This is a genomic window from Pseudooceanicola marinus (assembly GCF_002786295.1).
Classification (GTDB): Bacteria; Pseudomonadota; Alphaproteobacteria; order Rhodobacterales; family Rhodobacteraceae; genus Pseudooceanicola; species Pseudooceanicola marinus.
Window position 1 is genome coordinate 108,496 of sequence record NZ_PGTC01000018.1, and the last position, 12,101, is coordinate 120,596.

Sequence of the window (12,101 nt, forward strand, 5' to 3'; positions counted from 1 at the left end):
GATGTCCATGACCCCTGAATCCGCCTCTGCCGAGGCCCGCAAGATCTGTGAACTGGCCCCCGTGGTCCCCGTGCTGGTCGTGCATGACGTGGCCCATGCCCGCCCCCTGGCCGAGGCGCTGGTCGCCGGCGGCCTGCCCGCCCTGGAAGTGACCCTGCGCACCCCCGTGGCGCTGGAGGTCATCGCCGAGATGGCCAAGGTCGAGGGCGGCGTCGTGGGCGCGGGATCCATCCTGACGCCCGAGCATGTGACCCAGGTGATCGCCGCAGGCGCCAAGTTCGGCGTCTCCCCCGGCTCCACCGACAAGGTGCTGACCGCAGCCGAGCAGGCCGAGCTGCCGATGCTGCCGGGTGCGGCCACCGCGTCGGAGGTGATGGCCCTGCTGGAGCGCGGCTATTCGGTGCAGAAGTTCTTCCCCGCCGAGATCGCCGGCGGCGCGGCGGCCATCAAGGCCATCGGCGCACCGATCCCGGGCGTGTCCTTCTGCCCCACGGGCGGCGTCTCGCCCGGCAACGCGCGGGACTACCTGTCGCTGAAGAACATCCTCTGCGTCGGCGGCTCCTGGGTGGCCCCGCAAAAGCTGGTCGAAGCCGGCGACTGGAAGGCGATCGAGGAACTGGCGCGCGAGGCGGCAAGCCTGCCGCGCTGAGCGCCCGTAGCAAGGGGCCTGCGCGCCAGCGGCGCGCGGCCCGCATGCGCCTGGTCCCCGGCGTTTGCACACGGTGGTCAACGCCGCCATTTCTTTCCGTGCCCTGCTCGCCTAGACTGGCGCAAGACCACCGGGGACGGCATGAAACTCGACCTGCCTCAGAACGCATTCACCGACGACGCCTGGGCCAGCGTGCTGGAGGCGGTCGACCGGTCCTATGCGGAACTGGTGGCCCACCAGGAACAGCTGGAACGGCAGAACGAAGAGCTTCAGGACCTGCGGCGTTTCATCGGCTCGGTGCTCGACTCGGTGACCGAGGTGATGGTCGTGCTGGATCGTGATGGCACGATCGAAGAGGTCTCGGCCTCTCTCGCCGAAACCACGGGTGCGCCAGCCGACAGCTATCACGGTCGCCCGGTAGCCGGGCTGATGACGCCTGCCGGGGCGGAAATGCTGTCGGGCGCCCTGCGCGGCCTGCGCCTGTCGCATGCTCCCGCCCAGTTCGAGGCGGAGATCGTGACCGCCGAAGGCCCTGCCCCCTTCGAGATCGGCCTGTCGGCCCGGGTGAACGAACGGGGCCGCGTCATGGGCGCGGTGCTGGTCGGCCGCCCCCTGGGCGAGCTGCGCCAGGCCTATTCCGAGCTGGAACAATCCCACCGCCGCCTGCAGGAGGCCCAGGCCCAGCTGGTGCGCAACGAGAAGCTGGCCTCCCTCGGCCGCCTGTTGGCGGGCGTGGCCCATGAATTGAACAATCCCATCAGTTTCGTCTACGCCAATGCCCATGCGCTGGAGAAATACCTGGGCCGGTTCGAGGCCTATTTCGACCGGGTGCAGGCCGGCGCCGAACGCGAGGAGCTGGTGCGCCTGCGCGCCGAGCTGAAGCTGGACCGGAACCTGAAGAACCTGCGTGACGCGATCCACGGCGCCCGCGACGGCGCCGAACGGGTGCGCGACATCGTGGCGGACCTGCGCCGGCTTTCGGCCGACGGTCGCGACGCCGGCGCCCCCTTCGACCTGGTGGACACCGCGCGCGTCGCCGCCCACTGGGTCGAACGCGGGTCGAAATCGGGCATCACCGCCAGGATCACCGGGCTGAACACGCTGGAGGTCACCGGCACCGCCGGCCATGTCCAGCAGATCGTGATGAACCTGGTGCAGAACGCCATGGACGCCCTGCGCGGCGCCGAGGCCCCGGAGGTCGTGATCGACATCTCCCGCCACGACGGCTGCGCCCGGCTGACGGTGACCGACAACGGCCCCGGTATCGCCCCCGAACACCACGCGGCGATCTTCGACCCCTTCTTCACCACCAAGCCCGTCGGCCAGGGCACCGGTCTGGGCCTGTCGATCAGCCACAAGATCGCCGAGGAACACGGTGGCCGCCTGGCCCTGCTGCCGTCGGAGCACGGCGCCGCCTTCTGCCTGACCCTGCCGATCACCCCCGGGGAGACCTGCGAATGAACATGCTTTGGCTGCAATCGGCCGGCTGCGGCGGCTGCACCATGTCGCTTCTCTGCGCCGAAGGTCCCAATGTTTTCGAACTGCTCTCCGACGCGGGGATCGAGACGCTCTGGCACCCCTCGCTGTCGGTCGAGACCGGGGGAGAGGTGCGCCGCATCCTCGCCGCTGTCGAAGCCGGAGAGATCCCGCTCGATGTGCTCTGCATCGAGGGATCCGTCGTCACCGGCCCGCGCGGCACCGGGCGCTATCACATGCTGGCGGGCACCGGGCGCCCGATGCTGGACTGGGTGGGCGCCCTGGCGCCGCTGGCGCAGGACGTGGTGGCCGTGGGCAGCTGCGCGGCCTTCGGCGGTATCACCTCTGCGGGAGGCAACCCGGCGGGCGCCATCGGGCTGGCCTATGACGGCAAGCTGCCGGGCGGTGCCTTGCCCGGCGATTTCCGCGCCCGGTCGGGCCGGCCGGTCATCAATATCGCGGGCTGTCCCACGCACCCCGACTGGATCACCGAAACCCTGCTGCTGCTGGCCGACGACCGGCTGGGCGCGGAGGACCTCGACCCGCTTGGCCGCCCCCGCTTCTTCGCCGATCACTTGGTGCACCACGGCTGCACCAAGAACGAGTTCTACGAATACAAGGCCAGCGCCCGCGAACTGTCCGAGATCGGCTGCATGATGGAGCACCTGGGCTGCGTCGGAACCCAGGCGCATGGCGATTGCAACATCCGGCCCTGGAATGGCTCCGGCTCCTGCACCCGGGGCAACTATCCCTGCATCAACTGCACCGCGCCCGAGTTCGAGGAACCGCGCCACCCCTTCACCGAAACGCCGACCATCGCCGGGATCCCCGTCGGCCTGCCCTCGGACATGCCCAAGGCCTGGTTTATGGCCCTGGCCTCGCTGTCCAAGGCGGCCACGCCCCGGCGGATCGACACCAACGCCCATTCGGATCGCATCCGCATCCCGCCGGGAGGAGACACGCGCAAGTGAGCGAAAGACAACTGCTGGTCGGCCCCTTCAACCGGGTCGAGGGCGACCTGGAGATCCAGCTGGACATCCGTGACGGCCATGTGGCGGCGGCCCGGGCCAATTCGCCGCTGTTTCGCGGGTTCGAGATGATGCTGCAGGGCAAGGACCCGCGCGACGCGCTGACGATCACGCCGCGGATCTGCGGCATCTGTTCGGTCAGCCAGTCGGCGGCGGCGGCCTTTGCGCTGGCCGATGCGGGGGGCGTGCAGATGCCGCCCCAGGGCGCCCGCGCCGCCGCGATCCTGCATGCGGTGGAAAACCTGGCCGACCACGTGACCCACTTCAACCTGTTCTTCATGCCCGACTTCGCCCGCCCCGCCTATGCCGGACGGGCCTGGCACGCAGCGGCGGTGGAGCGGTTCACCGCCCAGCAGGGCAGCGCCGTGCGCCGCGCCGCCGAGGCGCGCGCACAGCTTTTCCATATCGCGGGGCTTCTGGGCGGCAAGTGGCCGCATACGCTGGCCATCCAGCCCGGCGGCGTCACCCGCGCCCCCGATGCCCGCGACCGCATCCGCATCCTGTCGGTCCTGCGTGGCCACCGCCGCTACCTCGAAGAGGTGCTTCTGGGCGGCGCGCCGGAGGCCTTCGCCGCGCTTCAGGATATCCCGTCGCTGGAGAGCTGGGACAGCGGCGATGCCGGCCTCTTCCTGCGCATCGCCGCAGACCTGGGGCTGGCGCAAGCGGGCCGTGGCCCCGGGCGTTACCTGTCCGCCGGCGCCTATCCCCTGGCCGAGGGCCGCGCCCTGGCCGCCGGCGTCTGGGAAGACGGCGCGCTGTCGCCCTTCGATCCGGCGCAGATCGCCGAGGACCTGTCCCATGCCTGGATGCTGGGCGAGACGGCCCACCCCGAGGCCGGGCGGACAGAACCCGACGAGGACATGCGCGAGACGGCCTATTCCTGGTGCAAGGCCCCGCGCCTCGGGGGCCGCACGGTGGAGGTCGGCGCCCTGGCCCGGCAGATCGTGGACGGTCATCCGCTGGCGCGCGCCCTGGCGGCGGAAGGCGGCGTGCGTGCCCGCATCGCCGGCCGCCTGCTGGAGATCGCACGCACCCAGATCCTGCTGGAGGAACTGGCCCGCGATCTGGATCCCGACGCGCGCTTCATGGATCCGGCCCCGACCCTGCGCGAGGGCAGCGGCACCGGTCTGCTGGAAGCCGCGCGCGGCACCCTGGGCCATTGGATCCGGGTCGAGAGCGGGCGCATCGCCTCCTACCAGATCATCGCGCCGACCACCTGGAACTTTTCGCCCCGCGATGCCGCGGGCACCCCGGGCCCGGTCGAGGCCGCGCTGGTCGGTGCCCCCGTGGGCGCCGAGGAGGACACGCCGCTGTCGGTGCAGCACATCGTGCGCAGCTTCGATCCCTGCATGGTCTGCACCGTGCACTGACGGACCGGGGACAACGATGGAGCTGGGCTATCTTCTTCGCGTACGCGGCCAGGTGCAGGGGGTCGGCTTTCGCCCCCATTGCTGGCAGCTGGCCCGACGCATGGGCCTGCGCGGCTGGGTCCTGAACGATGCCCAAGGGGTGCTGATCGCCGTGGCCGGCCTCCGGGCCGGTGACTTCGCCGCCGCCCTTCGGGCCGACGCCCCGCCGCTGGCGCGGATCGAGGTGATCGAGGTTACGCCGCATCGCTTCGACAATTGCTCCGCTCCCGGCCCGGGGTTCGAGATACGCGCCTCCGGCGGGCCGGGCGCAGAAACCCGGGTGACACCCGACGCCGCCACCTGCCCCGACTGCCTGGCGGATATCCGCGGCACGGGGCGCCGCGCCGGTTATGCCTTCACCAACTGCACCAATTGCGGGCCGCGGTTCACCATCGTCACCGGCCTGCCCTACGACCGGGCGCAGACCACCATGGCGCCCTTCGCGCTCTGCCCCGCCTGCCGGGCGGAGTATGAGGATCCGGCGGACCGCCGCTTTCACGCCCAGCCCGTGGCCTGCCCCGACTGCGGCCCGCGCACCTGGCTGGCCACCCGCGACGGGGCGGAGGTGCCGGGTGAGGCGATCGCCCTGGCCGCGGAGCGCCTGCGCGCGGGTGAGATCCTGGCGATCAAGGGGCTGGGCGGCTACCACCTGTGCTGCGACGCCACCAACGCCGCGGCCATCGAGCGTCTGCGCGCGCGCAAGCACCGGCCGACCAAACCGCTGGCCCTGATGGCGCCGCTGGCGTTGATCCGGCGTCATGCGACAGTGTCCGACGCCGCCGCCACCCGGCTGGCCGATCCCGCCGCCCCGATCCTGCTGCTGCCCCGCGCGGGAAAGCCCCTGCCCGACAGCCTGGCGCCGGGGCTGGATGAGCTGGGCTGGATGCTGCCCGCCACGCCGCTGCACCACCTGCTGTCCGATGCCATGGCACGCCCGCTGGTCATGACCTCCGGCAACCTCTCGGGAGAGCCGCAGGCCATCGGCAACGACGAGGCCCGCGCCACCCTGGGCGGGATCGCCGAGGCCTTCGTGCAGCATGACCGCGCCATCGCCCGCCGCCTCGACGATCAGGTGGAGCGGATGAGTCCGCGCGGCCCCGTGGTGCTGCGGCGCGGGCGTGGGTCGGTGCCCGGCACCCTGCCCTTGCCGCCGGGGCTGCCCGATGGCCAGGTGCTGGCCTGCGGCGGTCAGATGAAATCGGCGATCTGCCTGGTGAAATCCGGGCGCGCGCTGCTGTCGCACCACCTGGGAGAGTTGGACGCGCCGCTGACCTGGCAGGCCTACCAGCAGGCCGATGGCGACTATGCCGGCCTGTTCGATCACGCGCCGGAGGCGGTGGCGGTGGACCGGCACCCCGATTTCCGCGCCTCGCAACATGGGGCCGAACGGGCCCGGGCCGCCGGCCTGCCGCTGGTCCGGGTCCAGCACCACCACGCCCACATGGCCGCCTGCATGGCCGAGGCGGGCTGGGGGGCGGAGGACGGGCCCGTGGCCGGTATTATCCTCGACGGGCTGGGCCTGGGCGATGATGGCACCGTCTGGGGGGGCGAGATCCTTCTGGGCAGCTACGCCGGTGCACGTCGTGCCGCTGCACTGGCCCCGGCGCCGCTGCCCGGTGGGGACCGGGCGCAATCAGAGCCTTGGCGCAACGCAGTGATGCGCCTCGATGCGGCGGGCCTCGGCGCAGCGGCCGACCGGCTGTTCCCGGATGCGCCGCGCGCCCTGCTGCGTCAGGCCGCCAGCTCCGGCATGAACGCGCCGCTCTCCTCCTCTGTCGGGCGCCTCTTCGACGCAGCGGCCGCCTGCCTGGGGATCTGTCCGGACGCACAGGGCTATGAAGGCGAGGCCGCGATGCGGCTGGAGGCCCTGGCGGGCCGCGCCCGCGATGTCGAAACGCCCCGATGGGACCTGGCAGAGGGCGTTGAGACCGGCACGCTGGACCCCGCGCCACTGTTCCACGGGCTGATCGAGGGGCTGGCCCGGGGCACCTCCGGGGCGGCTCTGGCGCGAGGCGTGCACCTGTGGATTGCGGACAGCTTCGCCCGCCCGGCCCGCGCCCTGGTGGCACGCGGAGAGGCCCGCGCCGTGGCCCTGTCGGGGGGCTGTTTCCAGAACGCCCTGTTGTCGGAGATGATCACCGAGGCGCTCTGCGACCTGCCCGTCCTGCACCATGCCGATGTGCCGGCGGGGGACGGCGGCCTGGCCCTGGGTCAGGCGGTCATCGCCCTGGCCCGGCGCGGGGCCGACTGGAAAGACCCTGACCGGATCACCTGGTAGCCCGGAAGCACCGCTCCCGCAGAAACCGGGCGCCGCAGCGCGGAAAATCCCGCTAATCCATTGAGAGTATTTCGATAAAAAGGTGATCCCCCGGGCTCCACTTTCTCCTCCGCATACGCCGGCATACGCGCGAAAACGGATCCACTCCGGGCGGTGCCCCGCCCGTTCCAAAGGACCGGAGGAGACGCCACGTGACACAGATCGAGACATTCTACGACGTGATGCGCCGGCAGGGGATCACCCGCCGCAGCTTCATGAAGTACTGCTCGCTGACCGCAGCCGCCCTGGGACTGGGCCCCAGTTTCGTGCCCAAGATCGCCCATGCGATGGAGACGAAGCCGCGCACGCCCGTCATCTGGGTGCACGGGCTGGAATGCACTTGCTGCTCGGAGAGCTTTATCCGCAGCGCGCATCCACTGGCCAAGGACGTGGTGCTGTCGATGATTAGCCTCGACTATGACGACACGCTGATGGCCGCCGCCGGGCACCAGGCCGAGGCGGCGCTGGAAGACACCATCCAGAAGTACAAGGGCAACTACATCCTGGCCGTGGAGGGCAACCCGCCACTGGACGAGGACGGCATGTTCTGCATCGTCGGCGGCAAGCCCTTTGTTGAGCAGCTGCGCCATGCCGCGAAGGACGCCAAGGCGATCATCAGCTGGGGCGCCTGCGCCAGCTACGGCTGCGTCCAGGCGGCGAAACCGAACCCCACGCGCGCCACGCCGGTGCACAAGGTCATCACCGACAAGCCGATCATCAAGGTGCCGGGCTGTCCGCCGATCGCCGAGGTGATGACCGGCGTCATCACCTACATGCTGACCTTCGACCGCCTGCCGGAGCTGGACCGCCAGGGGCGCCCGGCGATGTTCTACGGCCAGCGGATCCACGACAAATGCTACCGCCGTCCGCATTTCGACGCCGGCCAGTTCGTCGAACACTGGGACGACGAGAACGCGCGCAAGGGCTACTGCCTCTACAAGATGGGCTGCAAGGGCCCGACCACCTACAACGCCTGTTCCACCGTGCGCTGGAACGAGGGCACCAGCTTCCCCATCCAGTCGGGCCATGGCTGCATCGGCTGTTCCGAGGACGGGTTCTGGGACCAGGGCAGTTTCTACAACCGCGTCACCGACCTGACCCAGTTCGGGGTGGAGGCGAACGCCGACAAGGTAGGCCTGACGGCTGCCGGTGTCGTTGGCGGGGGCATCGCCCTGCACGCCGCCGTCTCGGCGCTGAAATCTGCCCAACGCAAGACACAGGACGCCCGGTCCAAGGAGGAGGTGTAAGCCATGGTTCTCGACACGCCCAACGGCTTTTCGCTCGACAATTCCGGTCGCCGCATCGTCGTCGACCCGGTGACCCGCATCGAGGGGCACATGCGCTGCGAGGTGAACGTGGATGACGAGGGGGTCATCCGCAACGCCGTCTCCACCGGCACCATGTGGCGCGGGCTGGAGGTGATCCTCAAGGGCCGCGATCCGCGCGACGCCTGGGCCTTCACCGAACGGATCTGCGGCGTCTGCACCGGCACCCACGCGCTGACCTCGGTGCGGGCGGTCGAGGATGCCCTGGGCATCCAGATCCCCGACAATGCCAACTCGATCCGCAACATGATGCAGCTGGCGCTGGAGATCCACGACCACATCGTCCACTTCTACCACCTGCACGCGCTGGACTGGGTGAACCCGATCAACGCTCTGCGCGCCGATCCCCGCGCCACCTCCGAGTTGCAACAGACCGTGGGGCCGAACCACCCGCTGTCCAGCCCGGGCTATTTCCGCGACGTGCAGAACCGGCTGAAGAAATTCGTCGAAAGCGGCCAGCTGGGCCTGTTCAAGAACGGCTACTGGGACAACCCGGCCTACAAGCTGCCGCCCGAGGCGGACCTGATGGCCACGACCCACTACCTGGAGGCGCTGGACCTGCAGAAGGAGATCGTGAAGATCCACACGATCTTCGGCGGCAAGAACCCCCACCCCAACTGGCTGGTGGGTGGCGTGCCCTGCCCGATCAACGTCCATTCCACCGGCGCGGTCGGCGCGATCAACATGGAACGGCTGAACCTGGTGTCGTCGATCATCGACAAGACGCAGGAGTTCAACCGCAACGTCTACATTCCCGACGTGAAGGCCATCGGCGGCTTCTACCGCAACTGGCTCTACGGCGGCGGGCTGTCCTCGCAGGCCTGCCTGGCCTATGGCGACATCCCCGAGAACCCCAACGATTTCTCGCCCGAACAGCTGCACCTGCCGCGCGGCGCGATCATCAACGGCAACCTGAACGAGGTGCTGGACGTCGATCCGCGCGACCCCGAGCAGGTGCAGGAATTCGTTGACCATTCCTGGTACACCTACGGCGAGCCGGGGCGTGGCCTGCACCCCTGGGACGGGGTGACCGAGGCGCAGTACGAACTGGGCCCCAATGCCAAGGGCACCCGCACCAATATCGAGGAGCTGGACGAGGCGGCGAAGTATTCCTGGATCAAGGCGCCCCGCTGGCGCGGCCACGCGATGGAGGTGGGCCCGCTGGCCCGCTACATCATCGGCTATGCCCAGGGGCATGAGGACATCAAGGACCAGGTCGACGGGCTTCTGCGCGACATGGACCTGCCGTTCGACGCCATCTTCTCCACCCTGGGGCGTACCGCCGCACGGGCGCTGGAATCCGAATACTGCGGCCGCCTGCAGCGCCACTTCTTCGACAAGCTGGTGCAGAACATCAAGAACGGCGACGAGACGACGGCCAACATCGAGAAATGGGATCCCTCCACCTGGCCCGCCGAGGCCAAGGGCGTGGGCATGACCGAGGCGCCGCGCGGCGCGCTCGGCCATTGGATCCGCATCAAGGACGGACGCATCGAGAACTACCAATGCGTCGTGCCCACCACCTGGAACGGCAGCCCCCGCGACGTTCAGGGCAACATCGGTGCCTTCGAGGCCAGCCTGATGAACACGCCCATGGAGCGCCCCGAGGAACCGGTGGAGATCCTGCGCACCCTGCACAGCTTCGATCCCTGCCTGGCCTGCTCGACCCACGTGATGTCGCCCGACGGCGACGAACTGACCGAAGTCAAGGTTCGCTGAGGGAGGAACAGCTCATGACACGTCTTGCAATCCTGATCGCCGCAGGCGCCCTGGCCCCCCTGCCCGGGGTGGCCCTGGCCCACGGGCTGCACGGCCCGGTCTCCGATCATGCCGCGGCCCACGCCTGGCCCGTCCTGGTGCTGGCCGCGGTCGCCGTGGTGTCGCTGCTGGTGCTGCGGAGGGCGCGGAAATGACCGGCGCGGCAGGCTCTTCCGGGCAACCTGCGGATAGCCGCCCGCCCCTCGGCACAGCCGACGCCGGTTACACGGGCCAGCACCACGTCACCCGCCAGACCTCGATCTATGTCTACGAGTGGCCGGTGCGTCTGTGGCACTGGGTCAACGCCGCCGCCATCCTGGTGCTGATCGGCACCGGCTGGTTCATCGGCTCGCCACCGCCCTCTATGCAGATCGGCGAGGCGACGCATCAGTTCGTCTTCGGCTACATCCGCTTTGCCCATTTCGCCGCAGCGATGATCATGACCGTGGGCTTCTTCGGGCGCATCTACTGGGCCTTCGTCGGCAATCACCACGCGCAGCAGATGTTCTACCTGCCCCTGGCCCGCAAGAGCTGGTGGCAGGAGATCTGGCACGAGATGAAGTGGTACGCCTTCATCGAGAAGACCCCGAAGAAGTACATCGGGCACAACCCGCTGGCGCAGATCGCCATGTTCTTATTCATGACCGTGGGCCTGACCTTCATGATCGTGACGGGCTTTGCCCTTTATGCCGAAGGGGTCGGTCAGGGCAGCTGGCTTGACGCGATCTTCGGGCCTCTGCGCGACTGGATCGGCAACAGCCAGGTCCTGCACTCGCTGCATCACCTGGGCATGTACGCGATCCTGGTTTTCATGATGATCCACATCTACGCGGCCATCCGCGAAGACATCATGTCGCGTCAGTCCATGGTCTCGACCATGATCTCGGGCCACCGCACCTTCAAGGACGACGCACCGGAGTGACCGTTTCGTGAGTCGGGTGGAAAGTGGATGGCGGTCCCTGCGGGGGCCGCCATTTTCATTGGCGACAAAAACTTTCCACGCGAGGCGGCAAGTGGAAAGATAGTGACCACCATCAACAGCGCAGCGGACTCAAAAAAGAAAGATTTAATAAATACTTTCAGATCCTTACCTCCTCCACGACCAGACCGGCATTTCCCTGTCCAGATGGTCGCACCAGGCCTAGATTGGCCCCACACCCACGGGGAAGAGGAGCCCCGTCGAAGACCAGCGGAGGCGCATCACATGACAGGCAAGGCCCTGATCCTCGGCATCGGCAACGTGCTCTGGGCGGACGAAGGATTTGGCGTGCGCTGCGTCGAGGAGCTCGCCCGCACGCTGTCCTACGGACCCGAGGTGCAGATCCTCGACGGCGGCACGCAGGGGCTCTACCTGCTGCCCTTCCTCGAAGAGGTCGACGCCATGGTCGTCTTCGACGCGGTCGACTACGGCCTGGCACCCGGCACGATGAAGGTCGTCGAAGGCGACGAGGTGCCCGCCTTCATGGGCGCCAAGAAGATGTCGCTGCACCAGACCGGGTTCCAGGACGTGATCGCCACGGCACAGCTCATGGGCTGCTGCCCGGCCGAGATCGTGCTGATCGGCTGTCAGCCGGTCGAGCTGGAGGATTACGGCGGCGGCCTGCGCCCCGCCACCGCCGAGCGCATCCCCGACGCCATCGCCATCGCCCGCGACTGGCTGGCCGCCCGCGGCCACCACGCCAGCGCGGGCCAGACCCGCACGGACGACCTGGCCGATGCCTCACTGCGGCGCGAGAACTACGAGGGCAACCGCCCCTCGGAGACGGAAGCCTGCCGCACCGGCGACGCCCGGTTCTTCCCGGCGGAGGGCTGAACCATGTGCGTCGGCATCCCCATGCAGATCCTCGACTGCGACGGCATCGCCGCGACCGCCGCCGATGGCAACCGCGAGGTGCTGATCGACCTGTCGCTGACCGGCCCGCTGCCCCGGGGCACCTGGGTGCTGACCTTCCTCGGCACCGCCCGCGCGGTCCTGCCCGAGGCGGAGGCGCTGCTGATCCTCGATGCGCTGCAGGGCCTGCGCGACATCATGGCCGGCGGCACCGGCGGCGACGCCTTCGCCGATCTCGACGCCCGCACGCCGCAGCTTCCCCCGCATCTTGCCGCAGCCCAGGCCAGCGGCCGAACCGAAGGATGATC

Annotated in this window: 11 protein-coding genes; all 11 read left to right on the forward strand. The window is 69.2% G+C overall.

The window, feature by feature from the left end; translation table 11 throughout:
• Position 1: 1 nt before the first annotated feature.
• The 11 genes from eda (at position 2) to CVM50_RS14605 (ending at position 12,099) form a co-directional block, all read left to right on the forward strand.
• Positions 2–649, forward strand: a complete 648-nt coding sequence (gene eda, locus CVM50_RS14555) for a bifunctional 4-hydroxy-2-oxoglutarate aldolase/2-dehydro-3-deoxy-phosphogluconate aldolase (RefSeq protein WP_085888157.1) — start codon at positions 2–4, stop codon at positions 647–649.
• A gap of 141 nt (positions 650–790) precedes the next feature.
• A complete protein-coding gene (locus tag CVM50_RS14560) occupies positions 791–2,110 on the forward strand; it encodes a sensor histidine kinase (RefSeq protein ID WP_085888158.1) in 1,320 nt (439 codons plus the stop codon).
• On the forward strand, positions 2,107–3,096 hold the full coding sequence (locus CVM50_RS14565) for an NADH-quinone oxidoreductase subunit B family protein (RefSeq protein ID WP_085888160.1): 990 nt from the start codon (positions 2,107–2,109) through the stop codon (positions 3,094–3,096). The genes CVM50_RS14560 and CVM50_RS14565 overlap by 4 nt, the downstream gene beginning before the upstream one ends.
• Positions 3,093–4,523, forward strand: a complete 1,431-nt coding sequence (locus CVM50_RS14570; RefSeq protein WP_085888162.1) for a nickel-dependent hydrogenase large subunit — start codon at positions 3,093–3,095, stop codon at positions 4,521–4,523. Before CVM50_RS14565 ends, CVM50_RS14570 begins: the two co-directional genes overlap by 4 nt.
• A gap of 16 nt (positions 4,524–4,539) precedes the next feature.
• On the forward strand, positions 4,540–6,840 hold the full coding sequence (gene hypF / locus CVM50_RS14575) for a carbamoyltransferase HypF (protein ID WP_085888164.1): 2,301 nt from the start codon (positions 4,540–4,542) through the stop codon (positions 6,838–6,840).
• 191 nt (positions 6,841–7,031) lie between these two features.
• Entirely contained in the window at positions 7,032–8,126 is a 1,095-nt protein-coding gene (locus CVM50_RS14580) for a hydrogenase small subunit (RefSeq protein WP_085888166.1), read from the forward strand.
• Positions 8,127–8,129: 3 nt separating this feature from the next.
• Positions 8,130–9,923, forward strand: a complete 1,794-nt coding sequence (locus CVM50_RS14585) for a nickel-dependent hydrogenase large subunit (protein WP_085888167.1) — start codon at positions 8,130–8,132, stop codon at positions 9,921–9,923.
• A 14-nt stretch (positions 9,924–9,937) separates the two neighbouring features.
• Entirely contained in the window at positions 9,938–10,117 is a 180-nt protein-coding gene (locus tag CVM50_RS14590; protein ID WP_085888169.1) for a hypothetical protein, read from the forward strand.
• On the forward strand, positions 10,114–10,884 hold the full coding sequence (cybH, locus tag CVM50_RS14595; RefSeq protein ID WP_085888171.1) for a Ni/Fe-hydrogenase, b-type cytochrome subunit: 771 nt from the start codon (positions 10,114–10,116) through the stop codon (positions 10,882–10,884). Before CVM50_RS14590 ends, cybH begins: the two co-directional genes overlap by 4 nt.
• Before the next feature lie 282 nt (positions 10,885–11,166).
• Positions 11,167–11,775 (forward strand): HyaD/HybD family hydrogenase maturation endopeptidase, encoded by a 609-nt coding sequence (locus CVM50_RS14600; RefSeq protein ID WP_085888173.1) that lies wholly within the window; start codon positions 11,167–11,169, stop codon positions 11,773–11,775.
• Between the two features lie 3 nt (positions 11,776–11,778).
• Positions 11,779–12,099, forward strand: coding sequence for a HypC/HybG/HupF family hydrogenase formation chaperone (locus CVM50_RS14605; protein WP_085888175.1), 321 nt, complete (start codon positions 11,779–11,781; stop codon positions 12,097–12,099).
• Positions 12,100–12,101: the final 2 nt, after the last annotated feature.